Origin of the sequence: Paraoerskovia sediminicola (assembly GCF_030296575.1) — a bacterium.
GTDB lineage: Bacteria > Actinomycetota > Actinomycetes > Actinomycetales > Cellulomonadaceae > Paraoerskovia > Paraoerskovia sediminicola.
The window spans coordinates 3287542-3312796 of record NZ_AP027729.1 but is presented as its reverse complement, the minus strand read 5'-3'; the positions used below and the strand labels follow the sequence as shown (position 1 = coordinate 3312796).

The window sequence follows — 25255 nt, the reverse complement described above, 5'->3', positions numbered from 1 at the left end:
CGGTGTCCGTCCGGGCCCTGCTGATCCCCGGCAGCGTGCTGCTCGTCCCCGGTGCGGCCGGGCGTGCGACCGTGCTCGCCGAGGAGCGGCGAGCGGTCGCCGACGCGGTCGACGCCTGCGACGACACGCTCCAGGCCCCGGGCGTCCGCTGCCTCGTCGCGGCTCGCGGCGAGCGACCGCTACGGGGACGGTCGCGGCCGTCGCTCGGCGCCGTGGGCCTGGTGCCCGGTGACCTGACGTGGGCCTCGCCGCCCGGGCAGGACGGCGCCGCTGCCGGTACCGCTGCGTCCGTCGGCCTGCTCGTGGTCGGCGGGCTGACGGCCGTCGAGGCGGTGGACGTGGTCGAGGCACCGACGTCTGCCCAGATCGTCGGCGGGGTCGGGGACGCGCTGAGCGGCCGGGCAGCAGCCGCCCAGGTCGTGATCGTCGCCGTCGACGACGACGTCGTCCGTGAGGCGCTCGCAGCGCTCGTCGCCGACGGCGCCCTGGACGCGGTCGTGGACACGGTCCTGGGCGCCGGCCAGAAGGACACGATCCCGGCAGGTCGGCCGTGATCGTCGCGGTCGTCGGGCCGACGGCGACCGGCAAGTCCGACCTCGGGATCGCTCTCGCCCGCGCGCTGGGCGGCGACGTCGTCAACGCCGACGCGTTCCAGCTCTACCGGGGGATGGACGTCGGGACGGCGAAGGTCCCTGCCGATGAGCGGGGCGGCGTCGTCCACCACCTGCTCGATGTCCTGGAGCCGGAGGAGGACGCGTCGGTGGCGGACTACCAGAGGTCGGCGCGGCAGGTGGTCGCGGACCTGACGGCGAGGTCCGTCGTCCCCGTCGTGGTGGGCGGGTCCGGGCTGTACGTCCGCGCGCTGCTCGACCACATGGACTTCCCCGGCACGGACCCCGAGGTCAGGGCCCGGATCGAGGCCCGGCTCGACGCCGAGGGTGCGCGCGCCCTGCACGGCGAGCTCGCGCGCCTCGACCCCGTCGCAGCGGACGCCCTGGACCCGCGCAACGCGCGACGCCTCGTCCGCGCGCTCGAGGTCGTCGAGATCACGGGTGCGCCGTACTCCGCGAACCTGCCGCGTCAGGAGTACGTCGCCCCGGCGGTCCAGATCGGCCTGGACTGCGACCGCGAGGCGCTCGACGCGCGGGTCGCGCTGCGCGTCGACCGCATGTGGGAGCAGGGCCTGGTCGCCGAGGTCCGTGGCCTGCGCGACCGGCTGGGTCGGACGGCGTCGCGCGCCGTCGGGTACCCGGAGGTGATCGAGCACCTCGCGGGCGCGATCACCGAGACGGACGCGAAGGAACGCGTGACCGCCGCGACCCGGCGGCTCGCCCGCAAGCAGATGGGCTGGTTCGGCCGCGACCCGCGGGTGCACTGGCTCGACGCACGGTCCGAGGACCTCGTGGGCGCCGCGCTCGCCGTCGTCGACCGGGCCGAGCGCACGGAGCAGGAGGCGCCGGGCGGCGGACCAGGGCTCGGGACCGACACCCGCGACGAGGGGCCGCCGGTGCGCCGGCCGCTCGGTTCGTGACAGGCTGACGCCATGACCCGAACTGCCGGCGACCGGCCCGCAAGCTCCACGGCCCAGACCCCCTCGGGAGAGGTCCTCGAGTTCGTCAAGGGGCACGGGACCGAGAACGACTTCGTGCTCGTCGACGACCGCGCGGGGGTCCTCGACCTCTCGCCGGACGACGTCCGTCGCCTCACCGACCGCCGGGCGGGCGTCGGGGCGGACGGCGTGATCCGCCTGGCCCCGAGCGAGGACCTACCCGAAGGCAGGGCCGTCCTCGCCGAGGACCCGTCGGCGCAGTGGTTCATGGACTACCGCAACGGCGACGGCTCGATCGCCGAGATGTGCGGCAACGGCGTCCGCGTGTTCGCAGCCTTCGCCGAGCACCTCGGCCTCGCCGACCTGTCCCGCGCCCCGTTCTCGCTCGGCACCCGTGCCGGTGTGCGGCGCGTGTCGCGCGCGGCCGACGGCTGGTACGCCGTCGACATGGGCCCGTGGTCGTTCGCGGACGGCGGACAGACGATCTCCGACGGCTTCGACGCCGAGGTGACCGTGCGCGGGTGGGACGTCGCGCGTCCCGCGGCCAACCTGGACCTCGGCAACCCGCACACGGTCGTCGCGCTCGCAGACGAGTCGGAGCTGTCGTCCCTCGACCTCACGGTGGCACCGACGGTGGACCCGACGCCGCCGCACGGGACCAACGTGGAGGTCGTCGTGCCGCTCGGCGAGTCGGAGGTGGACGGCCACCTGGTCGGACGCGTCCGCATGCGGGTCCACGAGCGCGGGGTCGGCGAGACCCGGTCCTGCGGCACGGGCGCGTGCGCCGCGGCGCTCGCGGTCCGAGGGTGGGCCGGGGAGGGCGCACCGGACGTGTGGCTCGTCGACGTGCCCGGTGGTCAGGTGCGCGTGACGGCGCTGGCCGACGGGCACGTCGAGCTCGCCGGTCCTGCGGAGCTCGTCTTCAGCGGAGCGTTGCGGCGCCCGTAGGCGCGGTGACGGTCCGGAGGCGAGTCAGCGGTGCCTGACCTCGAGGACCCGGAAGCCCTTCGCGCTGGCCGACCTCGAGGACGCGAGCCCGTCGAGGTGCTCGTCCATCCAGCGCGCGAGCGAGTCGGCACCCAGGTTCCGCTGGACGACCAGGTGCGCCACGCCGTCCGGCGCCAGGCGGGGGAGCCAGAGCTCCAGCATCGCGTGCAGCGCTTCCTTCCCGACGCGGATCGGCGGGTTCGACCAGATCGCGTCGAACCGGACGTCGTCGGGCACGTCGTCCGGACGCACCGCGCGGACCCCCGTCGCGCCGAGGGACGCCGCGTTGCGGCGGGTCAGGTCCAGTGAGCGCTCGTTGACGTCCACGGCCCACACGGTCGCCGTCGGACGCTCGAGCGCCATCGTCAGGGCGACCGGCCCCCACCCGCAGCCGAGGTCCAGGAAGTTCTGCCCGCCCGCGGCCGGGTCGGAGCCGATGGTCTCCTCGCCTGCTGCTGCTGCTGCTGGTGCGGTGCGGTCGGTGGGCGCCGGAGCGGGTGTCCCCGTGAGCGACTGCGGCAGCTCGGGCACCGAGCGGAGCAGGACGCGGGTCCCGAGGTCGAGCCTCCCGGGGGAGAAGACACCCGAGGCGACCTCGACGTCGACCGTCCTGCCGGCGAGGTCCACGGAGAGCGTGCGGCGCTCGTCGACGGACGCAGGGGAGGCCGTGAAGTAGTGGTCTGGCGTGTCGCTCACGAGCACGGAGCCTACCGGGGGCACTTGCGCCCGTAGCGATCACGAGGCCCACGGGGGCAATTCTGTCGCCGCCGAAGGCCCGGACGTGCCAGTCTTGGCCCAGCGGACGAGAGGACCACATGACGCAGCACCCCGCAGCACCCAGAGACGGTGAGCACGACGACGAGACCGGCGGCGAGACCGGCGACCTGACCGACGACGGTCACCGCACTCAGGCAGAGGACCGCGACATCGCCGGCGACGTCGTCGCCCGCGTCCTGGCGCGGGCAGGGACCGCGCGCGCCGAGGGCGCGACCGTGCACTCGGCGTCCGACGGGGACCAGCTGGATCTCGCCGAGCGTGCGGCGCTGCGCAGGGTCGCGGGTCTGTCGACCGAGCTCGAGGACGTCACCGAGGTCGAGTACCGGCAGCTGCGTCTCGAGAAGGTGGTCCTCGTCGGGCTCTGGTACGGCGACGCGGAAGAGGCCGAGGTCTCGCTCCGCGAGCTCGCGGCACTCGCCGAGACGGCAGGCTCGGAGGTCCTCGACGGACTGCTGCAACGGCGCCAGAAGCCCGACCCGGGGACGTTCCTCGGCTCGGGCAAGGCGGCACAGCTCGCCGAGATCGTCGCCGTCTCCGGTGCCGACACCGTCATCGTGGACAGCGAGCTCGCACCCTCCCAACGGCGCTCGCTGGAGGACATCGTCAAGGTGAAGGTGGTCGACCGGACCGCGCTGATCCTCGACATCTTCGCCCAGCACGCGAAGTCCCGAGAGGGCAAGGCGCAGGTCGAGCTCGCCCAGATGGAATACCTCCTCCCGCGCCTGCGCGGTTGGGGCGAGTCGATGTCCCGGCAGGCCGGTGGACAGGTCGGCGGCGCAGGCGCAGGCATGGGCTCGCGCGGTCCCGGTGAGACGAAGATCGAGCTCGACCGCCGCCGGATCCGCACGCGCATGGCGAAGCTGCGTCGAGAGATCGCCGCGATGAAGCCCTCCCGCGACACGAAGCGCTCGTCGCGCAAGCGGGGCGGAGTCCCGTCGGTGGCGATCGCGGGCTACACGAACGCCGGGAAGTCCTCGCTGCTGAACGCCCTGACGGGCGCCGGCGTGCTCGTCGAGAACGCACTGTTCGCGACCCTCGACCCGACGATCCGCAAGGCGCAGACCGAGGACGGTCGGGTCTACACGCTCGCGGACACCGTGGGCTTCGTGCGGCACCTGCCGCACCAGCTCGTCGAGGCGTTCCGGTCGACCCTCGAGGAGGTCGGGGACGCGGACCTGCTGCTCCATGTGGTGGACGCCTCGCACCCGGACCCCGAGGGGCAGATCGCCGCCGTGCGTGAGGTGCTCGCGGACGTGCCGGGCGCGTCGGACGTGCCCGAGGTGGTCGTCCTCAACAAGGCCGACCTCGCCGACCCCGAGGTCGTAGCGCGCGTGCGGCTGCGGGAGCGACGCACGATCCTCGTCTCGGCGCACACGAGGCAAGGCATCGACAGCCTGCTCGAGCTGATCACCGCCGAGCTGCCGCGTCCCGCGGTGGAGATCGACGTCGTCGTGCCGTACGACCGCGGCGACCTCGTGCACCGGGTGCACGAGACCGGGGAGATCACGTTCGAGGAGCACACCGCGCACGGCACCCACCTGCGTGGTCGCGTGGACGAGGCGCTGGGCGCCGAGGTCGCGCTGGTCGCCACCGCGCCACCGCGGGCAGACAGAGCACCGGGTGCGCCGCGGGTGGACGGGATCGGCTGAACGGACCACAGGGTCCAGGGCGCACCGCGCGTCCCCAGTCCGCCGGCCGCGCGACGTCGTGCCCCCGACGCGACCGTAGGATCGGACGATGACTTCGACGGACACCGGCGACGCGATCCAGGCCGAGGAGTCCGGTTCCGTCAAGGAGCTGTTGGGAGCCGCTGTCGCGGCCCTGGGGGAGCCCCTCGCGACGGGCAGGTCGCCATGGCGGAGGCCGTCGACACGGCGATCCGCACCGAGGAGCACCTCCTGGTCCAGGCGGGCACCGGCACCGGCAAGTCGCTGGGCTATCTCGTGCCCGCGGTGCGGCACGCGGTGCTCGCCGACGAGCGCGTCGTCGTGTCCACGGCCACGCTGGCGCTGCAGCGCCAGGTCATGACGCGTGACCTCCCCTGGTGGCGGACGCCGTCGCGCCGCTCCTGCCCCGCGCGCCCCAGGTAGCGCTGCTCAAGGGATGGCACAACTACGCGTGCCGGCACAAGGTCAGCGGCGGCTACCCGCAGGACGAGCCGACCCTGTTCGACCTGCCGGGCGAGGAGCACGGGGCGGCGGACCACCCGGCGCCCGCCGGCGGTGCCAGGGACGACGCCGGGCTCGGCGCCCAGGTGGTGCGCGCCCGCGCGTGGGCGGAGTCGACGGACTCGGGCGACCGCGACGAGCTCGTCCCTGGCGTCTCGGACAAGGCCTGGCGCCAGATCTCCGTCACAGCGCTCGAGTGCCTCGGCGCGCGCTGCCCCATGCTCGACGGATGCTTCCCGGAGGCCGCGCGCACGCTGGCCCGCGAGGCGGACGTCGTCGTGACGAACCACGCGATGCTCGGGATCGCGGCCTCGGGCTCGCCGGGTGTGCTGCCCGAGCACGACGTGGTCGTGGTGGACGAGGCTCACGAGCTCAGCGACCGGGTCACCGCGGCCGCGACCGTGGACCTGTCGGTCCCCACCGTCGAGCACGCCGCCCGGATGGCGCGCCGGCACGGGGGTGTCACGACCGACGACCTCGACGCGGCGTCCAGGCTGCTCGGGACGCTGCTCGCGGGGCTCCCGGCGGAGCGGTTCCCCGACGGGCTCCCGGACGAGGCGCGCATGGTCGTCGGGGCCGTCCGGGACGCGGCCCGGCACCTGGTGAGCGCGCTGAAGCCCGAGACGGGAGCCGGCGCCCAGCCCGAGCCGGGCGTGAAGATGGCGCAGGCCTCGATGCTCGCGCTGACCGAGGTCGCCGAGCGCATGGCCGCCGACCCGACCGGCCACGACGTGCTCTGGTGCACGCACCCGAGCGAACGCTGGGGCGGGGACAGCGCGACCAGGCTCCACGCGGCCCCGCTGGGGGTGAGCGGCCTGATCCGCGAGAACCTGCTGGCCGAGAGGACGGGCGTCTTCACGTCGGCGACGCTCGCGCTCGGCGGTAGCTTCGAGCACGTCGCGGGCGCGCTCGGGCTGCCGCGCGACGGCGACGGGTGGCGCGGGGAGGACGTCGGGAGCCCGTTCGACTACGGCACCCAGGGGATCCTCTACGTCGCGGAGCACCTGCCGACGCCCGGCCGGGACGCCGCGACCGAGCACCAGCTCGACGAGATCACCGACCTGGTCGAGGCCGCCGGCGGCAGGACCCTGGGGCTGTTCTCGTCGCGCCGTGCCGCGACCGTCGCCGCCGAGGCGATGCGCGAGCGCCTCGACGTGCCGATCCTGTGCCAGGGCGACGACCAGCTGCCGGCGCTCGTCGCCGAGTTCCTCGCTGATCCCCGCGCGTGCCTGTTCGGGACGCTGTCGCTGTGGCAGGGGGTCGACGTCCCGGGACCCTCGTGCCAGCTCGTGCTGGTCGACCGCATCCCGTTCCCGCGACCGGACGACCCGGTCCGCTCGGCCCGGGCGCGCGCCGTCGAGCAGGCGGGAGGCAACGGGTTCATGCAGGTCTCCGCCGCGCACGCGGCGCTGATGCTCGCGCAGGGTGCCGGGCGGCTGATCCGGTCGACGTCCGACCGCGGGGTCGTGGCGGTGCTCGACCCGCGGCTGGCGACCAAGCGCTACGGGCAGTACCTGCGCCGCTCCATGCCGGCGTTCTGGCCGACGTCCGACAAGGACACGGTCCTCGCCGCGCTGCGGCGCCTGGACGCCGTAGGCTGATCGCCGGTGCCACGGGCATCGACCGAGATCTCTGGAGGGTATGTGCGCACGGGAACGACGAAGCTGGCGATCGTCGGGGCTGGGGCCGTTGGCTCGACGATGGCCTACGCCGCGCTCATGCGCGGAGCCGCGCGCAACGTCGCGCTGCTCGACATCGACCGCAAGAAGGTCGACGCCGAGGTCCTGGACCTCCGGCACGGTCTCGAGTTCATGCCCCAGGCGTCGGTGGAGGGCTCGGACGACGTCGCCGTGTGCGCCGACGCGGACGTCGTCATGGTGACGGCCGGCGCGAAGCAGCGCCCCGGCCAGTCCAGGCTGGACCTCGCCGAGGCGACCATCGGGCTGATGCAGAAGATCCTCCCCGGTCTGCTGGAGGTCGCGCCGAACGCGGTCTACGTCATGGTGACCAACCCCGTCGACATCGTGACGTACGCGTCGCTGAAGATCTCAGGTCTGCCGCCGCACCAGATGATGGGGTCCGGGACGGTGCTCGACTCGTCGCGGCTCCGCCACCTCGTCGCCCAGCGCTGCGGCGTGGCGGTGCAGAACGTCCATGCGTACATCGCGGGGGAGCACGGCGACTCGGAGATCCCGCTGTGGAGCAGCGCCACGATCGGCGGGGTGCCGCTCAGCGAGTGGAACCCTCTGCCGGGCCGGCTCCCGCTCGACGCCGAGGCGCGCGACGTCATCGCGCGCGACGTCGTGCGCAGCGCGTACACGATCATCGAGGGCAAGGGCGCGACCAACTATGCGATCGGGCTGGCCGGGTCCCGCATCGCCGAGGCGATCCTCGGTGACGAGGACCGGGTGATGCCGGTCTCCACCCTGCTCGACGACTTCTACGGGATCGACGACGTGTGCCTCTCGGTCCCGTCGCTGGTGGGCCGGCAGGGGAGCATCGAGCGGTTCGAGGTGCCGCTCTCGGACAGCGAGTACGACGGGCTCAAGACGTCGGCCGAGACGGTCCGGGCAGCGGCCCGCCGGTTCGGCTACTGAGTCGGCCCCGCGACCGGGTGCCGAGCGCTCGGACGGGCGCGACCAGCTGCGTGAGCGCTCGGACGGGCGCGACCAGCTGCGTGAGCGTTCAGAAGGGCGCGAGGGATCAGTAGACCCGTGAGCTCAGTAGACCTGTCAGCTCCAGCGGGCGTCAGAGGCTGCGCAGCACCGAGACCACACGACCCATGACCTGGGCGTCGTCACCCGGGATCGGCGTGTAGGCGGCGTTGCGCGGCATCAGCCACACGTGTCCCTCTCGGCGCTGGAGGACCTTCACGGTCGCCTCACCGTCGATCATGGCGGCCACGATCTCGCCGTTCTCGGCCACGGGCTGCCGACGCACGACCACCCAGTCGCCGTCGCAGATCGCGGCGTCGACCATCGACTCGCCGACGACCTTGAGCAGGAACAGCTCCCCGTCGCCGACCAGCTGACGGGGCAGGGGGAACACGTCCTCCACCACCTGGTCCGCGAGGATGGGGCCACCCGCAGCGATGCGACCGACGACCGGCACGAACGACGGAGCCGGGTGACCGAAGGCGTCCGCCGGATCGTTTGCCACGGCTTCGGTGCCCTGCGGTGCCGCGCCGACGGCCTGCCCCGCCGTGGCGACGACAGGCCCGTCGGGCGCCCCCGCCACGCTCACGGGGTCGCGGACGATCTCCATGGCGCGGGGGCGGTGCGGGTCGCGTCGCAGATACCCCTTGCGCTCGAGCACGGTCAGCTGGTGCTTCACGCTCGAGGGGCTCGTGAGACCGACGGACTGGCCGATCTCGCGCATGCTCGGCGGGTACCCGCGCTCGTCGAGCGACGCTCGGATCGTCTCCAGGACGAGTGCCTGGCGGGCTGACAGCGGGGCATCGTCGCCGACCGGCAGAGCATGCACCTGCGCGGACTCCGCGGCCTCGTCCGAACGCTGGACCATCGACAACTCCCCGTGACTCGACACTGCGACCGGTCGCCGTCCGTTGCGGAAGGCGGTGACCCGCCCTGCCGGCGGGCTCACGTTCGTCCCCAGGTTAGGGCAGGAACGCCGCAGGATCAAACACCTGTTCGAGCGGGGTGTCGACAGCACCGCAGGCGCGTGATAGAAATCGCACAGGCGTTCGACGAACACGCGTTCGAAGCCGACCTGGCAGCAGCGCCGGTGACAGCGCCGGTGACAACAGCAACAGGTGCACGACCAGCGGGCCCAGCATCCGCCGGGACGGCCTCGTGTCGGACCCTCGCGCGATGCTCGGCACGGATCAGCGGTAGAGCACGAACGACACGACCGAGAGACGGAGGCAGGCCATGACTGTCATCACCGTGGATGTTCCCCAGTGGCGCGAGGCGAGCTCGCGGACCCGGGAGGCCGGGCGGGCCGACGTGGTCGGGGCACGGACGGCGTCCGGGCATCCTGCCCGTGCTCGTCAGAGTGCCGCTCACCCCGTTCGCGCGCACCGTGAGTCCCGTGCCGTGCGCTCGCCCGCCGTCCCAACCCGATCCTCGCTCCGGATCACGCGGCGCGGCCGCGTCGTGGTCGTGCTCGTCGTCGCATGCCTCGTCGCCGTCCTCCTCACGCTGATCGGGACGCAGGCGTCGGCGGACGGCCCCGGCGTGCCGGCCGAGGTGACCCAGCTCTCCGTGTCGCCGGGACAGACCCTGTGGGAGATCGCAGCCGGGGTGACGGCGGCAGGGGAGGACGTCCGGGACACGATCGCGGTGATCGCAGATCTCAACGGTCTCGACAGCTCGGTCCTGCGCGCCGGTGACCGTCTCGTCGTGCCGATCGGCTCGTGAACCGGGGGTCGGGGGCGGGCCGCGCAGGTAGCGCCTTGCCGAGGTGATCGGCCTGCGCATAGGTTCGGGGCGGCGCCGAGCGGCGCTGCACCTATGGCCGGTCCTGCGGCCGCCGTTGAGGAGCCCAGCCGATGCACTGCCCGTTCTGCCGACACACGGACTCGCGAGTCGTCGACTCCCGCACCTCCGACGACGGCTCGTCGATCCGCCGGCGTCGGCAGTGTCCCGCCTGCCAGCGCCGGTTCACGACGGTCGAGACGGCGAGCCTCTCGGTCGTGAAGCGGTCCGGGGCCACCGAACCGTTCAGCCGGGACAAGGTCGTCGGCGGGGCTCGCAAGGCGTGCCAGGGTCGTCCCGTGAACGAGGACGACCTGGCGATCCTCGCGCAACGGGTGGAGGAGGCGATCCGATCCGCCGGCAGCGCAGAGATCGACGCGTACGAGATCGGTCTCGCGATCCTGGGTCCGCTCCGTGAGCTCGACGAGGTCGCCTACCTGAGGTTCGCGAGCGTCTATCAGGCGTTCGACTCGCTCGAGGACTTCGAGTCCGCGATCACCTCGCTGCGTGCCGAGCATGCTGAGCGCGACCGCGCAGCGGGCCTCCTGGACGACGAGGGCGACGGGGCGGACCCCGTGCCTGTTCTTCCTGCGTCGGACGCGAGCACGGGTACCGCGACCGAGGCTGACGACGACGGGGCCACCGTCGAGCCCGGGCTGCGCGACGGCGACGACCGGGCCGGGTCGCGTTCGCTCTGACCCGGCTCCTACCGGCAGGCCGACTCAGTCGAGGATGCGGACCCGGATCGTCTGGTCCATCTTCCGCAGCGCCTCGACCGCGTCGGGGACGAGATCGGCGCCGACGTCGGTGACCACGTACCCGAGGTCTCCGCTCGTCGCGAGCAGCTGTCCCTCGATGTTGGTCCCGTGCTCGGCGAGCGTCGCGTTGACGGACGCCAGCACGCCGGGGAGGTTGTGGTGCAGGTGCGCCACACGGCGGACGCCGGACGTGCGCTCGAGCGCGATGTTGGGGACGTTCACGCTGAGGGTCGTCGAACCGGTGGCCGAGTAGTCGCGGAGCTTGTTCGCGACGAAGCGGCCGATCGACTCCTGCGCCTCCTCGGTGGATCCGCCGGTGTGCGGGGTCAGGATCACGTTCGGCAGCCCTCGGAGCTCCGACTCGAACGCGTCGCCACGCTTCTTCGGCTCTGCGGGGAACACGTCGATCGCGGCACCCGCGAGGTGACCGGAACCGAGCGCCGTACGGAGCGCGTCGACGTCGACGACGAAGCCGCGCGAGAGGTTGAGGAAGACCGCGCCCGGCTTCATGCGGGCGATCTGCCGTGCACCGAAGAGCCCGGCGTTCCCGCTGCGGCCGTCGACGTGCAGCGTCACGATGTCGGCGACCTCGAGGAGCTCGTCGAGGCTCTCGACACGCCGGGCGTTGCCGAGCGCGAGCTTCTCCGCCGTGTCGTAGAAGACGACGGACATGCCGAGGTTCTCCGCGAGGACGGAGAGCTGGGTCCCGATGTTGCCGTAGCCGACGATGCCGAGCGTCCGCCCCCGGATCTCGTGCGCGCCGTCGGCGGACTTGTTCCACACGCCCTCGTGCATCGACCGGTTGAACTCCGGCTGCCGACGCGTCAGGGCGATCATGTCCGCGATCGCGATCTCGACCACCGAGCGGGTGTTCGAGAACGGCGCGTTGAAGGTGGCGACGCCCGCCTGCCCGGCGGCCGCCAGGTCGACCTGGTTGGTCCCGATGCAGAAGCAGCCGATCGCGAGGAGGTCGTCGGCGGCAGCGACGACGCGCGATGTGACGTTCGTCTTGGACCGGATGCCGAGGACGTCGAAGCCGGGGAGGGCTGCGATCAGCTCGTCCTCGTCCATCGCGCCGGTGTGGTTGACGACCTCGAACCCGGCGTCGGTGAGGATCTCGGTGGCGACGGGATGCAGGTTCTCGAGTAGCAAGGCTCTGGGCACGGGCTCATCGTGCGCCCGCTACCGCCGGAACGACAAACCGGTCTTGGTCTGCGGACGATCGGCGGGCGTCCGTTCGAGGTTCGCTCAGGGACCGAGCGGGGCCGAGCGGGACCGGTCAGGCCGGGATGCCGGGCGGCAGGTCCTGGGCGTGGACGACGACGAGCCGTCGCGTGGGTCGCGTCATCGCGACGTAGAGGTCGGCCGGCCCGCCGACACCGGTCGCGACGGCCGCGGGCTCGACCAGCACGACGTCGTCGAACTCCAGTCCCTTGGCCTGCTCGGGCGCGAGCACGACGACCTGGGCGTCCCCTCGGGCTGGTCGGCCAGTCGGGCGCTCTCGTCCTCCGGCAGCCCGGCGGCGAGCGCGGCACGGACCACGGCGTCGACGGCCTCGACGGCGTCGGGGTGGGCGATGATCGCGACCCGACCCGCGCCGTCCGCCTCCACGGTGTCACGGACCCGCTCGAGCGCCTGGCGCGCGACCTCGTCGAGCAGCCCGTGAGGTGCGTCGCGTCGATCGACGATCGTCAGCGAACCCTCCTCGTGGCGCGCCGACGTCAGGGTCGAGACGGGGAGGCCGGCGCACCGTGCCGCGCGCTGCGCGCGATCCGCGATCTCGGCGGGAGTCCGGTAGTTGACGGTGAGCTCCGCCAGCCGCCAGGAGCCGCGGAGCACGGGGTCGAGGGCCGCGGGCCACGATCTCGCGCCGGCGGGGGAGGACGACTGGGCGACGTCCCCGACGATCGTGAACGAGCGTGTCGGGCAGCGTCGGGCGAGCATGCGCCACGCCATCGCGGAGAGCTCCTGTGCCTCGTCGACGACGACGTGCCCGAAGGTCCAGCGCCGGTCGGCGACGGCGCGCTCGGCGGTGGTGAGCCGAGGCCCGCGAGAGGCGAAGCGGTCGGCGAGCACCTCCGCGTCGACCAGACCGCCCCCGGCGCCCGACGACGCCAGGACCTGTCGCGCGTAGTCGAGCTCCGCGGCACGCTCCGCGGCCTCGGCACCCGCCTGGGCCCGTGCCATCTGGTCGTCCTCACCGAGGAGCTCGGCCGCCTCGTCCAGCAGGGGGACGTCGGCAGGCGTCCACGCGGATCCCTTCGGGCGGGCCACGGCCGCGCGCTCGTCGGCGGTGAGCTCGGGTGCGAGCTCCGCCAGACGCTCCGGCTTGGCCAGGAGGTCTTCGAGGAGCCACTGCGGCGACATCGGGAGCCACGCGAGGTTGAGCGCGACCTTCACGTCGTGCAGGACCCGGAGGTCCTCGATCACGTCCGCACGGTCCTGGTCGACGAGACGCTCACCGAGCGTCGCCGCGTACTGGTCGGCGAGCCGCCCGAGCATGTCGCGGACGAACGTCGCCCGCGCGAGGTTGTGCGGCTTGCGCGTCCGGCGGGCCCGCTCGATCGCGTCGCGGACGTCCCTGCGCCGGATCACGAGCGCCCGGCCGTCGAGCCTGACCTCCATCTCGGTCCGGGGGACCCGCTCGCGGCTGCGGACGGCGCGGCGCACGACCTGGTGCATGACGGCCAGACCCTTGACCCGTGCGCTCTCGGCGCCCTCGTGAGCCCGGGCCGAGACGCCCGGCAGGAGGTCGGCCACGGTCGTCGAGACGACGCCGGTCTCGCCGAGCGACGGCAGGACCTGGTCGATGTACCTCAGGAACGACCGGCTCGGGCCGACGAGCAGGACGCCCGACCGCTCCAGCTGCTTGCGGTGCGCGTACAGGAGGTACGCGGCGCGGTGCAGCGCGACCGCCGTCTTGCCGGTCCCCGGCCCGCCCTGGACGACGAGGGCCCCGGCGAGCTCGGAACGGATGATCGCGTCCTGCTCCGCCTGGATGGTCGCGACGATGTCGCCCATGCGCCCGGTGCGCCCCGCGGCGAGCGACGCGAGGAGCGCGCCCTCGCCGGAGAGCCCGGACCTGTCCTCGGCGGAGAGGCTCGCGTCGAGATCGAGGACCTCGTCCTCGACGCCGGTGACGCGCCGTCGGCGCGTCACGAGGTGTCGCCGCCTGGCCACCCCGTCTGGGCGGGCCGACGTCGCGCGGTAGAACGCCTGCGCCGCGGGCGCGCGCCAGTCCGTGAGGATCGATGCGTGCGCCTCGTCGGTGAGCCCGATGCGACCGACATACCGGTGCTCACCGTCGGTGAGGTCGAGGCGCCCGAACGTGAGCCGGTCCTCGACCGCCTCGAGCTGCGCGAGCCGGTCCTCGTAGAGGGTCGCGAAGGCGTCGCGCTCGCTGCGGTTCTGCGGCGAACCGCTGGGGCCAGCCTTGCGCGTGTCCGCCAGGCGCCCCCGGGCGCGCACGCGGAGCTCGTCCAGTCGGGCGTACATCGCGTCCACGACGGCCTGCTCCGCCGCCAGCACCTGCTGCCTGCTCGCCACTCGTGGTCCTCGCGCTCGTGGGGGTTCTCTTCGGGTGCTCGGGTGTCCGGGTCCCGTCCCGCGGCCGTCCATTATGTCCTACGCGAGCGCCAGTAGGATCTGGCGGAGGTCACGACCGACGACGGAGGGCGACACTGTGACGATCGCGCGCGCCGAGGGGTCGGAGAGCCTCGACCCGGCCGAGCTGCTGACGGTGCTGCTCGTCGAGGACGACGACGGGGACGCCCTGCTGGTCGAGGAGCACCTCGCCGACGCGGACCTGCACGTCGACCTGATCCGGGCGACGACGCTCGAGGACGCGGTGCACCGGGTGCGCCGCGGTCCGGTCGACTGCGTGCTGCTCGACCTGGGCCTCCCGGACTCCGTCGGGCTCGGAGCCGTCGAGCGCTTCCGTGATCTCGATCAGCCGCCCTCGTTGGTCGTCCTGACCGGCCGCACCGGGGGCGACGACGGCGTCCGTGCCGTGGCAGCCGGGGCGGACGACTACCTCGTGAAGTCCGACGTCGGTCCTGACGTGCTCGCGCGGTCGGTGCGCTACGCGGTCCAGCGTCGGCGTGCCGCCCTCGCCCGCAGAGAGCTGTACCGCAGCCAGGTCCGCGCCGCGGACTCCGCGCGGTTGGAGCGGGCCCTGCTGCCGCGCCCGCTCGTCGAGGACGCGGCGCTCTCGGTCCTGGTCGGGTACCTGCCGGGGGAACCGGTCTGCTCGGGGGCGACTTCTACGACGCCGTCCAGCGCCCGGACGGGAGCGTCGTGTGCGTGATCGGCGACGTCGCGGGCCACGGACCGGACGAGGCCGCGCTGGGCGCGACGCTCCGGACAGCGTGGCGCACCCTCGTCGTCACCGGTACGCCCCCGGAGCGGGTCATCGGCCAGGTCGAGCAGGTGCTGCTGGTCGAGCGCGCGCGTCCCGAGGTGTTCGCGACGCTCTGCCAGCTCGTCATCGCGCCGGACCGCCGCTCGGCCGACATCTATCTCGCCGGGCACCCGGCACCGCTGATGCTGGACGGGGAGTCGTCGGCGGAGGCGCCCTCGCACTGCCGCGGCCGCGCGATCGGGGTCCCCGTGGACGGTGGTTGGCCGGCCTGCTCCGTCGACCTCGGCTCGTCGTGGGCGGTCCTGCTGCACACGGACGGGCTCGTCGAGGCGACCGTGCGGCCCGATCTCGTGCCGGGGTCGGCAGACCCTGACGGGCGACGTGAGCGCGTCGGAGCACAGGGGCTCCTCGCTGTGGTCGACGAGGTCCGCGCCCAGGGCTCCACCGGCGTCGTCGAGCGCATCCTCCGTCGGGTCCGGGACCTGCACGGAGGGCCACTGACGGACGACGCGGCGGTCCTCATGATCGGCGGCTCCGACACCCTGACGGCGGGCGAACGGGGCGCGACCCTCGCCGACTCCGAGGCGTGGTCGTCGTGACGGCGCGCTCCGTGCGCCGGACCCTCGGGCGCGCGTTCGTGGCTGCCGGCTCCGCGCTCGTCCTGCTGCTCGCGGTCGCCGCCTTCGCTCTGGTGCGGGTCGTGACCCTCCAGGAGGAGGTGACGGTCGCCTACTTCGACGCGATCACCGAGGCGTCGACCGTCGAGGACGCGCTCGAGGACGCCGACGAGCTGCTGCGCTCGTACGTGCAGACGGGCGACGTCGCGACGGCCGACGTCTTCGCGACCGTCACCGAGGGGTGGGGTGACCTCGAGCTGCCACCCGGCCCCGCGGCGTCCGACGTCACCGGGGCGCCGGACGAGAGGCTGCGGCTCGAGACCCAGGACGCCGTGCGGCGGTGGATGAGCGACTACGTGGTGCCCGTGGTGGCGACCACACAGGACCCGGACGGCGCCGTGGTGCCGACCGTGGAGCAGCAGCGTGGCCACGCGCTCAACCTCGCGGCGCAGGAGGCGGCCGCCGACTATGTCGGCGCGCTCGAGGAGGGTCGCGCGTCGGCGGTGGACCGGCTGCGGACGTGGACGTTCGTCCTCGCCTCGGCGGTGGCGACGCTCGCCGTCGCGTCCGTCGCGCTGTCCTGGTGGTTGTGGCGGGTCGTCGACCGGAGGGTGACGCGCCCCGTCCACGAGCTGGCCGAGAACGTCCGCCGGGCCTCCGTCGACAGGACCCTGCCGGTCGTCGTCACCGGCGCAGGGGAAGTGGTCGACCTGTCCCAGGACGTCGAGCGCCTGCGCCAGGACCTCGTGCGGCGGTCCGAGGAGGCGGAGGACGCGCGGATCGAGGTCGAGGCGTCGCACCAACGGCTCGAGCAGCAGTCCGCCGAGCTCGAGCGGTCCAACCGCGATCTCGAGCAGTTCGCCTACGTGGCGTCGCACGACCTGCAGGAACCGCTGCGGAAGGTCGCCAGCTTCACGCAGCTGCTGCGCAAGCGCTACGGCGGGCAGCTCGACGACCGTGCCGACCAGTACATCGACTTCGCGGTCGACGGCGCAAAACGCATGCAGCGGCTGATCCAGGACCTCCTCGGGTTCTCGCGCGTCGGTCGGTCCGGTGCCGAGCTCGCCGACGTCGACCTGGAGGACGCGCTCGCAGACGCCCTGCGGGACCTGGCCGAGAGCCTGGAGGCAGCCGGGGCCACGGTGACCCACGACCACCTCCCGGTCGTCCACGGGGAGCGGGCCCTGCTCACCCAGCTCCTGCTCAACGTGGTGGGCAACGCCGTGAAGTTCCGGTCCCCGGACCGGCCGGCGACCGTGCACCTCGGGGTGCGGTCGGACGGCACCCACTGGGAGATCAGCTGCACGGACAACGGCATCGGGATCGATCCGCAGTACGCCGACCGGGTGTTCGTGATCTTCCAGCGGCTGCACGCCAAGGACGTCTACGAAGGCACCGGCATCGGGCTCGCGCTCTGCAAGCGGATCGTGGAGTACCACGGCGGCCGCATCTGGATCGAGGCCGGTGAGACGCAGGGCACGGTCGTGCGCTGGACGCTGGCCCACCGGTACGTCTCCGCCGCGCGAGAGCTCGGCGTCGGGCCGGTCGAGGTCGACTAGGATCGAGCGCGCGCCGCGACCCGTGGGTCGACCGGCGAAGCTTGTTCGGGGGATCAGACCGTGGGAGGCGCGATGAACGGAACGGCCAGGGCGATCGATGTGCTGCTCGTCGAGGACGACCCGGGTGACGTGCTCATGACCCGCGAGGCCTTCGAGGAGCACAAGGTCACGAACCGGCTCTCGGTGGTCTCCGACGGCGTGAGTGCCATGGAGTTCCTGCGCCGCGAGGGCGAGCACGCCGACGCGCCGAAGCCCGACCTGATCCTGCTCGACCTCAACCTGCCCCGCATGGACGGCCGCGAGGTGCTGGCCGCCCTCAAGGACGACGAGGACCTGCGCACGATCCCGGTCGTCGTGCTGACCACGTCCGAGGCTGAGGAGGACGTCGTCCGCAGCTATGCGCTCCACGCGAACGCGTACGTGACGAAGCCGGTGGACTTCGAACGGTTCATCGACGTCGTCCGACAGATCGACGACTTCTTCGTGTCCGTGGTGCGGCCCTCCCACTGATCGTCGCGCCCGGGGAGGATCCCGGCGCCGTTCCCGGGAAGCATCGGCGGGCGCCGTGCGTTGCAGCCGACGAGACACGCTCGGTGCGATGTCGAACGACGACGAGAGGAATGGTTCGGTGCGTGACCCGCGCGAGATCTACGAGGTCGACGAGCAGGCCGTGGAGGCCGAGCTGGGGACGCTCGCCCACGCGCCCGACGGCGCGGTCGGCCCTGTGCTGATCCACGCTCTGCGAGGCTTCGTCGACGCCGGCAACGTCGGCGAGCTGGTGCTGGACCACCTCCGGTCGGAGCTCGACAGCACTCGGCTCGTGACGTTCGACGTCGACGAGCTGCTCGACTACCGCTCCAAGCGCTCGACCATGACGTTCGACGTCAACACCTGGAGCGACTACGACGAGCCCTACCTGGCTATCGACCACGTGCGCGACGCGGAGGGGACCGGGTTCCTGGTGCTCCACGGCTTCGAGCCCGACCTGCAGTGGGAGCGTTTCGTCGCCGCGGTGATCCAGATCGTGGAGAGGTTCGGCGTCTCGCTCTCGGCGACCGTGCACGGCGTGCCGATGGGGGTCCCGCACACCCGTCCGCTCACCACCACGGCGCACGCGACGACGCCGTCCCTGGTCGGAGAGGCCTCGGCCTGGTTCGGCAAGGTCAAGGTGCCGTCCAGCGCCGCGGCGCTGCTCGAGCTCCGGCTGGGCCAGCGCGGCCACGACGCGCTGGGGTACGCGGTGCACGTGCCGCACTACCTCGCGCAGTCCCCGTTCCCCCGGCCGCTGCCGTGGCGCTGGCGGAGATCGAGCGGTCCACCGGGCTCGACCTCCGCTCGGCGGCGCTGAGCGACGCCGTCGACGAGGCCAACGACGAGGTGCGCCGGCAGGTCGCGGAGTCGGAAGAGGTGCTGGCCGTCGTGCAGGCACTCGAGGAGCAGTACGACGCGTTCGCGCGCTCCGTCGGGCAGGACAGCCTGCTGGCCGCCCAGACCCCGATCCCGACCGCGGACGAGCTGGGCGCGGAGTTCGAGCGCTATCTGCGCCAGAAGGGCGACTGACCCCGAGAGGCGTCGTGCCGCGGCGGCTCGGGGTTCACGCCATCGGGTCGCGCAGCGGTCGGGTTGACCCGGCGAGGGCCTTGGTGTCGGGGCCGTGCACGATCCGTGCGGGTACCGACAACGAGCGCAGTGCGCGCTCGAGGGCCGCGGAGCCGAGGTCCGCGAGCGGATCCTGCGTCCCCTCGGTCCGCTCGTCCTCGACGGGCGCGATCCCGGCGAGCACGAAGTTCCCGTACCGGCGCGAGCGCAGCAGCGCGGGCTCGGCGACGACCGCGACGGCGTCGCCGAACACCTCCCTGAACGTGGCGACCTCTGCGCGCAGCCGGTGCAGCGGCGGACGGTCCGCGCAGTTGGCGAGATACACCCCGCCCGGACGGAGCACGCGGCGGACGTCCTCGACGAACTCCGTGGTCGTGACGTGGGGTGGCGTGGCGTCGCCGTCGAACACGTCCCTGACCACGACGTCCGAGCGTCCTGTCGGCAGGGTCGCGAGCACCTCGCGCGCGTCGCCGGTGCGCAGGCGCAGCCGTGGTGACCGGGGAGGGCGAACCACCCTCGCACGAGCTCGAGGAGCGTGGCGTCGATGTCGACCCCGATCTGCCGGGAGTCCGGGCGCTCGTGCTCGATCCACCGGGCGAGCGTGCAGCCGGCGGCGCCGAGGTGGACGGCGCTCAGGCCCGCCGTGCCCGGCGTGAGGCCCTCGATCAGCGCCGCCATCTGCTGCATGTACTCGAAGGTGAGCAGGCCGGGGTCGGCGAGGTCGACGTAGGAGCTCGGCACGCCGTTGACCACGACCGTCACCCCGGTCGGGAGGTCCGGGTCACGCTCGAGCCTGACGTGACCGGTCGAGGTCGGGACGTCGCCGACCGGCAGTGTCGGTGGCGAGGTGTTCTCTTGGCGCTGTGCACCGGAACGTGATCGCGAGCGGGAACGGGCCATGGGCACACGGTAGACGTGGTCGCGGCCGACCCGGACCGTTGACAGGAATCGAACAGGTGTTCGATAATGGTGCGGAGAGGTGGAGGTCGAGATGTCGGCACTGACGCAGGGCGGGGCGCCGGGCGCACCGCTGTCGAGAGACGTCACTCGCCTGCTGGCGCGGGCGGACGCCGAGCTCGTCGCCGCATCACGCGCGACGGACGCATCCGACCGGTTCAGGCACGCGCACCTCGGTGCGCTGCGGGCGGCCGCTGCCGTCGTCACGCTGAAGGGGCGGCCCTCGACCCGGTCGCGGCTCCGGACGGTGTGGCAGATGCTCTCCCATGTCGAGCCGGAGCTGGCGCGGTGGGCCCAGTACTTCGAGGGGAGCGCCGCCGAGCGGGCCGCGATCGACACCGGGCGTGCGCTGACGACGGAGATGTCCCGGGCCGACGAGCTCGTGGCCTGCGCCGAGGACTTCCGGGACGAGGTCGCGATGCTGATCGACCCCGGAGCGCGCTTCGTCGTGTACCCGCTGCGGCTGGTCGCGTCGTGAACCCGCCCGGACCCACGCGATGAGCCGGGGCCCCCGCGCTTCGAGCGTCCGACGGAGCTGGGGCGACGACGAGTCGGGTGCCTCGGTCCTGCACGTCGACCTCGACGCGTTCTTCGCCTCCGTCGAGGTGGCTCGACGACCGGAGCTGCGGGGCCGCTGCGTGATCGTGGGCGGCGCGGGACGCGGCGTCGTGCTGGCCGCGACGTACGAGGCGCGTGCGTTCGGGGTCCAGTCGGCGATGCCGATGAAGATCGCGCTCCGCCGGTGCCCTACGGCTGTCGTGGTGCCGCCGGACCACCGGGAGTACCTGCGGGTGTCGTCGGCCGTGCTCGACCTCGTACGAGGGATCACTCCCATCGTGGAGCAGGTGAGCGTCGACGAGGCGTACCTCGACGTCTCGGGTGCCCGCCGGCGGCTCGGGGCGCCGTCGGCCATCGCGGCCGGGCTCCGCGCGCAGGTCGAGCGCGAGCACGGCATCACGTGCTCCGTGGGCATCGGCGCGAGCAAGCTCGTGGCAAAGCTCGCGTCCACCCACGCGAAGCCGAACGGGGTGCTGCTGGTCCCGTCCGACAGGTCCGTCGCGTTCCTCAGGGAGCTTCCCGTCGGGGCGCTGAGCGGGGTGGGGGAGCGTACGGGGGCGGCGCTCGCGCGCTGGGGCATCACGACGGTCGCGCAGCTCGCGGACGAGGACGTGGCGGTGGTGCAGGCGGCCGTCGGGAAGGTCCACGGCGCACACCTGCACGACCTGGCCCACGGACGAGATCCTCGACCGGTCGTGGCGACGCGGACCGAGCGGTCGATCGGTGCGGAGCGAACCTTCTCGAGCGACCTGCGGGATGCCGCCGTGATCGGGCGAGAGCTGCTCCTGCTCGCAGACCGCTGTGCGGGGCGGCTCCGGTCTCACGGATTGCTCGCCAGGACCGTCAGCGTGAAGGTGCGCACGAGCGACTTCCGGACGGTCACGCGGTCCAGGACTCTCGACCCGGCGACGGACGTCGCGGCGGACCTCCACAGGGTGGCGCGCGAGCTGGTCGCAGGTGTCGACCGAGGAGGCCTCGCGGTGCGGCTCGTCGGGGTCCGCGCCGAGTCGCTCCTGCCCCGGGCGACCGCGGTCGTCCAGCCGACCCTGGCCGAGTCTCTGGACGCGCGGACGGGTTCGCGCAGGGACGTCGAGTCGGCGGTCGACGACGTACGTCGGCGCTTCGGGGCAGGTTCCGTCGCCCTCGGTGCGGGTCGTGGGTCCCCGACTACCACCAGGTCGTCGAACGGCCTATCCTAGGAGTTCACACGACGTGTCTGAGACAACCGGGGGTCTTCATGCCTCTCTCTGAGTACGAGCAGCGGGTACTTGAGCAGATGGAACGCGCGCTGACGTCGGACGACCCTCGGTTGGCCACGACGATGCGCTCCAGCGAACGACGATCGGGCCTTCGCTGGCTCGCGGCCGGCGCCGGGGTCGTGGTAGGCCTGCTGCTTCTCGTCGTCGGAGTGATGCTCAGCCCCGACGTCGTCGGGATCGTCATCGGAGTCGCGGGGTTCGCGCTCATGTTCGCCGGCGTCCTGTTCGCCCTCTCGCGCCCCAAGACCCCGAAGGGCCCTCAGGGCGTCGTCAAGGACGACGGAGGCACGCAGCCGCGTCCCGCGCCCCAGGCCCCGGTCAAGCGTTCCGGCTTCCTCGAGCGCCTCGAGGAGCGGTGGGACCGTCGGCGTGGGGAGGACGGGCGCTGAGCTCGTCCGCCACGCCGCTGACGATCGTCGACGCCAGCGTGTCGAGGGTGGCCCGGTCCACCGTCCCGGCCGACTGCGCATAGCGTTCGTCGGCCACGATCCTCCCGAGGTTCGCGACCTCCTCGACCAGATCCTCGGGGGCGTCACGCCCGGTCCGGGTGAAGATCTCGCCCGAGACCCACGCGGGTACCTGGCCCGGCGGGACCGATTCCGGCCAGTCCATCGCCATCGCGCCGAGTCTCGAACGCACCTCGGTCCATGTCCGCTCGGCGTCTGAGCGGACCGGCTCGTGCCGCCGCTGTCGGCGCCGCAGGGCCAGGACGACCGCCGCACCGACCAGCAGGACGCCGCCGGCAGCCAGCAGGAGGACGGACCAGCGCTGCGACTGCTGGGAGTCGGAGGCTCCCGGATCCGCAGCCTCGACGAGCGTGGGAGCGGCGGAGCTCTCCTCCGGCTCGGCCGAGGCGTCGGTGGTCTCGGCCGACGGGACGGGCTCTGGGACCTGTGTCGGTACGGCGCCTCCCTGCAGCAGCGGATCGGCGTACCCCGGTGCCGGGCCGGTCTGGATGCTGGGCGTCGGCTCGAAGCGCACCCAACCCGAACCAGGGAAGTACAGCTCCGGCCACGCGTGGGAGCGGCGCCCGGTCACCTCGTACGTCGAGGTGCCGATGTCGCGGCGCCCGGGGAGGAACCCGACGGCGAGTCGCGCCGGGATGCCGAGGTCCCGGGCCATCACGGTCATCGCCGTGGCGAACTGCACGCAGTACCCGGTGCGGTCCTGGAGGAACGTCCACACGGCGTCGTCCGCGTCGGGGCTGGGGACCTCCGTCGAGTAGGTGAACCTGGTGGTGTCACGCAGGTACGTCTGCAGGGTCAACGCCTGGTCGTACCGGGTGGTCTCGTCGGCGGTGATGCTCCGTGCGAGCTCCGCGACCTGCTCGGCGGACGACGTCTCGGGCACCTCGAGGTATCGGTCGTCGTCGGGGTCGGGGCCCTCGGCAGCGCGAAGCGACTCCGGGTCGAGCGGACGCACGTAGGTCTCGACCGCGTACGTGTAGCCCTGGTCGTTCGGGCTCTCGGACTGGACCTGGTCCCGGTCGTCGCTGTAGACCCACCGGCCGTCGGCGAGGACCCGGCGCGGGTCCGTCGTGATCGGCAGGAGCGAGTCACGGAAGTTCTCCAGCGTGACGTCGATGCGCGCTGCCTCGCCGTCGTCGCCCGGGTCCTCCGGCCACAGCACCTCGTCGTCGGAGAACTGGACGCCGCCGCTGGAGCTCCCGCGTGACCAGCGGGTGCCGTCGAAGGCCGTCGCCGTGTACACCCGCAGGGGCGAGGCGAGGTCGTCGCCCTCTCCCGTGGTGTAGGTGAGGACGACGTCGTCCGACCGCGGGCCGAGGTTGCGGAGCATGTCGAGGTCGTCGGAGAGCCGCACGCTGCGGCCCTCGGTCGCGAAGAGCTGCGACCACGAGCTGTCGAGACCCAGGTCGGCGCGCGCCCCCACGCTCCCGCGCCGACCGCGACCCCGGTGACACCGACCGCGACGGCAGCCACCGCCGCGATCTGGGGCAGTCCGGCGGCCGACCGGTCCTCCCGGCGACGCCCGGACGAGGCGTGCTGGGGCGCGAGGGCGAGCACGAGGAGCAGGCAGAGCACGGTCACTGCGAAGCTCAGGAGCGGGATCTCCTGCTCGACGACCAGCGCCGGCGTCCACAGGGCGACGAGCGGCAGGAACGCGAGCGCGGGTGTCCCCGTCGCGTGGACGAGCAGATCGGCGAGCAGCAGCGCGGCGAGCGTGGCGGCAGCGACCGCGAGCACGATCGGGACGGACGGGAGGATCGGCGCGACCTCGTCGATGGTGAGGCGACGTGCCGCACCGAGCCGGTCCGCTGCGCGGCCGAGGGAGGCGAGGCCGACCGCCGGGTCGAAGCTCCCCGTCGCGGAGCCGTAGCGCGCCAGGACGACCCACACCGCCGCGAGCGTCCCGATCGCCGTGGGCACCAGGGCTCCGGGCAGGGTCCGGGTGCCTCCGCGTACGGCGTCCTGCACGATCCTGCTCGCTGTGACGACCGCCGCGACGCCGAGGATCGCTGCGGTGATCTGATCCGTCCACGGACCCGGGCTGACGACCGGGGCCAGGGCGCGGAGCGAGGCGGCGGCAGCCACCGCGAGCAGCACGCCGGCGAGCAGCGTGCGCCACCACACGGCCCTCATGATCGCCCACCGATCCCGCCGAGGAGCTCGGCCCGGGACCATGCCTCCGGGATCGCGCAGCCGGCGGGCACCGCGGACGCCCGGTGGCCGGCGGTACGCAGCGCCGCGAGGGACCGGAGGTCCTCCGGGGACGGCGCCGTACCGCCATGGATCAGCAGGGTGCTGGTCGGGCCCGACGCCCCCAGTGCCACGAGGCCGGGGGTCGAGGCGGTCGCACGGGCGACGAGCGCGACGACGATCTCGCCGCGGTGGCGGGCACCTCGGAGCCGCCGGACCGAGACCGCCGCGACGGACGTCGCCTCGGCGGCGTCCTCGGGGGCGGCGAGGTCCGTGGCGACGTCGAACAGGTGCTCCGTCCCGAGCGCGGTGCGCGGCGAGCCGAAGTCGAAGGAGTCGGACCGTCCGTCAGGGCCCACGAGCCGGGTCCGGTAGCCGGCGTCGAGCAGGCTGAGGGCGACCGATGCGCCGAGGTCGACCGCCCAGTCCGCGAGCGTCGATCTCGATGCGTCCGGCCTCGCGGCCCGGGCCTGGTCCCGAGCCGGGCCCCGTGGTGCCAGCAAGAGGGCCGGGTCGAGCAGCACCGTGGCCTCGGGGAGCCCGGCGCTCTCCTCGGCCCGCACCATGAGGCGGCCGTGCCGGGCCGCGCTCGTCCAGTGGACGCGTCGCGGGTCGTCGCCGACGGTGTACTCGCGCACCAGGGTGTCCTCGGGTGACGCCGCTCCGCGTCCGTGGACCGTCCGTTGGGCCTCGGCGAGCATGCCCGCCGACCGGATCGGGAGCGGCACGGTCGCCGGTCGGACGGAGAGGGTCGTCGGCGCGCCGAGGAGCTGCCGGGAGGACACGAGACCCAGGGCGTCGTTGCGCTCGGCGACCAGGGGCCCGACCGTCCACCGGCCGCGTCGCGGGGGCGCAGGTCGTACGACACCGTCATGGTGCGACCCTCGCGGTGCACCCGGGCGCGCAGCGGGTCGTCCCCGCACACCTCGGGCGCGGCCTGCTCGGCGACCCGGAGCCCGGAGATCCGGCCGGCGGCGCTCCGGGCAGGTCCGGCAGAGGTGATGGTCAGCCGGG

General features: G+C 73.2%; 23 protein-coding genes and 2 pseudogenes. 17 read left to right on the top strand and 8 right to left on the bottom strand.

Translation table 11 applies throughout. The annotated features are described in order from the left end of the window. Positions 1 to 2: 2 nt before the first annotated feature. From QUE47_RS15330 to dapF, 3 genes are read left to right on the top strand one after another with little or no spacing between them, the layout of a single operon-like run. Entirely contained in the window at positions 3 to 554 is a 552-nt protein-coding gene (locus QUE47_RS15330) for a hypothetical protein (RefSeq protein WP_286217987.1), read from the top strand. Then, the gene (gene miaA, locus QUE47_RS15325; protein ID WP_434019769.1) at positions 554 to 1531 is read left to right on the top strand and encodes a tRNA (adenosine(37)-N6)-dimethylallyltransferase MiaA; all 978 of its coding nucleotides are present in this window, start codon (positions 554 to 556) and stop codon (positions 1529 to 1531) included. The genes QUE47_RS15330 and miaA overlap by 1 nt, the downstream gene beginning before the upstream one ends. 12 nt (positions 1532 to 1543) lie before the next feature. After that, complete coding sequence (dapF, locus tag QUE47_RS15320) at positions 1544 to 2497, top strand: diaminopimelate epimerase (RefSeq protein WP_286217985.1); 954 nt, start codon at positions 1544 to 1546, stop codon at positions 2495 to 2497. Between the two features lie 24 nt (positions 2498 to 2521). Here the strand turns inward: dapF and QUE47_RS15315 are convergent, their stop codons facing one another. After that, a complete protein-coding gene (locus tag QUE47_RS15315) occupies positions 2522 to 3232 on the bottom strand; it encodes a class I SAM-dependent methyltransferase (RefSeq protein ID WP_286217984.1) in 711 nt (236 codons plus the stop codon). A 119-nt stretch (positions 3233 to 3351) separates the two neighbouring features. Here QUE47_RS15315 and hflX point away from each other — a divergent pair, with 119 nt between their 5' ends. The 3 genes and pseudogenes from hflX (at position 3352) to QUE47_RS15300 (ending at position 8078) form a co-directional block, all read left to right on the top strand. Then, the gene (gene hflX / locus QUE47_RS15310) at positions 3352 to 4962 is read left to right on the top strand and encodes a GTPase HflX (RefSeq protein WP_286217983.1); all 1611 of its coding nucleotides are present in this window, start codon (positions 3352 to 3354) and stop codon (positions 4960 to 4962) included. Between the two features lie 88 nt (positions 4963 to 5050). Continuing rightward, a pseudogene (locus QUE47_RS15305) lies at positions 5051 to 7082 on the top strand (ATP-dependent DNA helicase). Between the two features lie 99 nt (positions 7083 to 7181). Next, positions 7182 to 8078, top strand: a complete 897-nt coding sequence (locus QUE47_RS15300; protein ID WP_286219541.1) for an L-lactate dehydrogenase — start codon at positions 7182 to 7184, stop codon at positions 8076 to 8078. 151 nt (positions 8079 to 8229) lie between these two features. Here QUE47_RS15300 and lexA read toward each other — a convergent pair whose 3' ends face one another. Further along, complete coding sequence (gene lexA, locus QUE47_RS15295; RefSeq protein WP_286217982.1) at positions 8230 to 9003, bottom strand: transcriptional repressor LexA; 774 nt, start codon at positions 9001 to 9003, stop codon at positions 8230 to 8232. Between the two features lie 368 nt (positions 9004 to 9371). On the opposite strand from lexA, the gene QUE47_RS15290 reads away from it, so the two are divergent. Together QUE47_RS15290 and nrdR are read left to right on the top strand one after the other, a co-directional pair. Continuing rightward, the gene (locus tag QUE47_RS15290) at positions 9372 to 9860 is read left to right on the top strand and encodes a LysM peptidoglycan-binding domain-containing protein (protein WP_286217981.1); all 489 of its coding nucleotides are present in this window, start codon (positions 9372 to 9374) and stop codon (positions 9858 to 9860) included. A gap of 131 nt (positions 9861 to 9991) precedes the next feature. Continuing rightward, on the top strand, positions 9992 to 10615 hold the full coding sequence (gene nrdR, locus QUE47_RS15285) for a transcriptional regulator NrdR (RefSeq protein WP_286217980.1): 624 nt from the start codon (positions 9992 to 9994) through the stop codon (positions 10613 to 10615). A gap of 24 nt (positions 10616 to 10639) precedes the next feature. On the opposite strand, the gene serA is transcribed toward nrdR, so the two are convergent. Together serA and QUE47_RS15275 are read right to left on the bottom strand one after the other, a co-directional pair. After that, a complete protein-coding gene (serA, locus tag QUE47_RS15280) occupies positions 10640 to 11839 on the bottom strand; it encodes a phosphoglycerate dehydrogenase (protein ID WP_286217979.1) in 1200 nt (399 codons plus the stop codon). A gap of 180 nt (positions 11840 to 12019) precedes the next feature. Then, the gene (locus tag QUE47_RS15275; RefSeq protein WP_286217978.1) at positions 12020 to 14221 is read right to left on the bottom strand and encodes a HelD family protein; all 2202 of its coding nucleotides are present in this window, start codon (positions 14219 to 14221) and stop codon (positions 12020 to 12022) included. A gap of 136 nt (positions 14222 to 14357) precedes the next feature. Here QUE47_RS15275 and QUE47_RS15270 point away from each other — a divergent pair, with 136 nt between their 5' ends. The 6 genes from QUE47_RS15270 (at position 14358) to QUE47_RS17015 (ending at position 18771) form a co-directional block, all read left to right on the top strand. Beyond that, positions 14358 to 14981: a response regulator gene (locus QUE47_RS15270; protein ID WP_286217977.1), complete on the top strand. Its 624-nt coding sequence runs from the start codon at positions 14358 to 14360 to the stop codon at positions 14979 to 14981. Then, positions 14978 to 15634 carry a PP2C family protein-serine/threonine phosphatase gene (locus tag QUE47_RS15265; RefSeq protein ID WP_286217976.1) on the top strand — a complete coding sequence of 219 codons (657 nt, stop codon included), beginning with the start codon at positions 14978 to 14980 and terminating at the stop codon, positions 15632 to 15634. The genes QUE47_RS15270 and QUE47_RS15265 overlap by 4 nt, the downstream gene beginning before the upstream one ends. Continuing rightward, on the top strand, positions 15622 to 17211 hold the full coding sequence (locus tag QUE47_RS15260; protein WP_286217975.1) for a sensor histidine kinase: 1590 nt from the start codon (positions 15622 to 15624) through the stop codon (positions 17209 to 17211). The genes QUE47_RS15265 and QUE47_RS15260 overlap by 13 nt, the downstream gene beginning before the upstream one ends. Before the next feature lie 72 nt (positions 17212 to 17283). After that, on the top strand, positions 17284 to 17721 hold the full coding sequence (locus QUE47_RS15255; protein WP_286217974.1) for a response regulator: 438 nt from the start codon (positions 17284 to 17286) through the stop codon (positions 17719 to 17721). Positions 17722 to 17809: 88 nt separating this feature from the next. Further along, entirely contained in the window at positions 17810 to 18559 is a 750-nt protein-coding gene (locus QUE47_RS15250) for a PAC2 family protein (protein WP_350227595.1), read from the top strand. Then, positions 18502 to 18771 (top strand): hypothetical protein, encoded by a 270-nt coding sequence (locus QUE47_RS17015; protein ID WP_350227594.1) that lies wholly within the window; start codon positions 18502 to 18504, stop codon positions 18769 to 18771. The genes QUE47_RS15250 and QUE47_RS17015 overlap by 58 nt, the downstream gene beginning before the upstream one ends. Before the next feature lie 34 nt (positions 18772 to 18805). On the opposite strand, the gene QUE47_RS15245 is transcribed toward QUE47_RS17015, so the two are convergent. Then, positions 18806 to 19324, bottom strand: a complete 519-nt coding sequence (locus QUE47_RS15245; protein ID WP_286217972.1) for a spermidine synthase — start codon at positions 19322 to 19324, stop codon at positions 18806 to 18808. Between the two features lie 477 nt (positions 19325 to 19801). On the opposite strand from QUE47_RS15245, the gene QUE47_RS15240 reads away from it, so the two are divergent. From QUE47_RS15240 to QUE47_RS15230, 3 genes are read left to right on the top strand one after another with little or no spacing between them, the layout of a single operon-like run. After that, entirely contained in the window at positions 19802 to 20245 is a 444-nt protein-coding gene (locus QUE47_RS15240) for an SAV_6107 family HEPN domain-containing protein (protein ID WP_286217971.1), read from the top strand. A 19-nt stretch (positions 20246 to 20264) separates the two neighbouring features. Beyond that, positions 20265 to 21524 (top strand): DNA polymerase IV, encoded by a 1260-nt coding sequence (dinB, locus tag QUE47_RS15235; protein WP_286217970.1) that lies wholly within the window; start codon positions 20265 to 20267, stop codon positions 21522 to 21524. A gap of 38 nt (positions 21525 to 21562) precedes the next feature. Then, entirely contained in the window at positions 21563 to 21973 is a 411-nt protein-coding gene (locus QUE47_RS15230; RefSeq protein ID WP_286217969.1) for an SCO2097 family morphological protein, read from the top strand. Here the strand turns inward: QUE47_RS15230 and QUE47_RS15225 are convergent. From QUE47_RS15225 to QUE47_RS15220, 3 genes and pseudogenes are all read right to left on the bottom strand, one after another. Continuing rightward, a complete protein-coding gene (locus QUE47_RS15225) occupies positions 21903 to 23474 on the bottom strand; it encodes a transglutaminase TgpA family protein (RefSeq protein ID WP_286217968.1) in 1572 nt (523 codons plus the stop codon). The genes QUE47_RS15230 and QUE47_RS15225 overlap by 71 nt on opposite strands. A 74-nt stretch (positions 23475 to 23548) precedes the next feature. Further along, a pseudogene (locus QUE47_RS17010) lies at positions 23549 to 24184 on the bottom strand (transglutaminaseTgpA domain-containing protein); the annotation flags it as partial. Then, positions 24181 to 25026: a DUF58 domain-containing protein gene (locus tag QUE47_RS15220; RefSeq protein ID WP_286217967.1), complete on the bottom strand. Its 846-nt coding sequence runs from the start codon at positions 25024 to 25026 to the stop codon at positions 24181 to 24183. The pseudogene QUE47_RS17010 and the gene QUE47_RS15220, both read right to left, overlap by 4 nt. Between the last annotated feature and the right edge of the window lie 229 nt (positions 25027 to 25255).

Bases quoted from the DNA above. Each gene is read 5' to 3' on its own strand.
- QUE47_RS15300 (WP_286219541.1), top strand. From the start codon at position 7,182: ATGGCCTACGCCGCGCTCATGCGCGGAGCCGCGCGCAACGTCGCGCTG.
- QUE47_RS15255 (WP_286217974.1), top strand. From the start codon at position 17,284: ATGAACGGAACGGCCAGGGCGATCGATGTGCTGCTCGTCGAGGACGAC.
- lexA (WP_286217982.1), bottom strand. From the start codon at position 9,003: ATGGTCCAGCGTTCGGACGAGGCCGCGGAGTCCGCGCAGGTGCATGCT.
- QUE47_RS15240 (WP_286217971.1), top strand. From the start codon at position 19,802: ATGTCGGCACTGACGCAGGGCGGGGCGCCGGGCGCACCGCTGTCGAGA.
- dapF (WP_286217985.1), top strand. From the start codon at position 1,544: ATGACCCGAACTGCCGGCGACCGGCCCGCAAGCTCCACGGCCCAGACC.
- QUE47_RS15250 (WP_350227595.1), top strand. From the start codon at position 17,810: ATGTCGAACGACGACGAGAGGAATGGTTCGGTGCGTGACCCGCGCGAG.
- dinB (WP_286217970.1), top strand. From the start codon at position 20,265: ATGAGCCGGGGCCCCCGCGCTTCGAGCGTCCGACGGAGCTGGGGCGAC.
- QUE47_RS15230 (WP_286217969.1), top strand. From the start codon at position 21,563: ATGCCTCTCTCTGAGTACGAGCAGCGGGTACTTGAGCAGATGGAACGC.
- hflX (WP_286217983.1), top strand. From the start codon at position 3,352: ATGACGCAGCACCCCGCAGCACCCAGAGACGGTGAGCACGACGACGAG.
- nrdR (WP_286217980.1), top strand. From the start codon at position 9,992: ATGCACTGCCCGTTCTGCCGACACACGGACTCGCGAGTCGTCGACTCC.
- QUE47_RS15290 (WP_286217981.1), top strand. From the start codon at position 9,372: ATGACTGTCATCACCGTGGATGTTCCCCAGTGGCGCGAGGCGAGCTCG.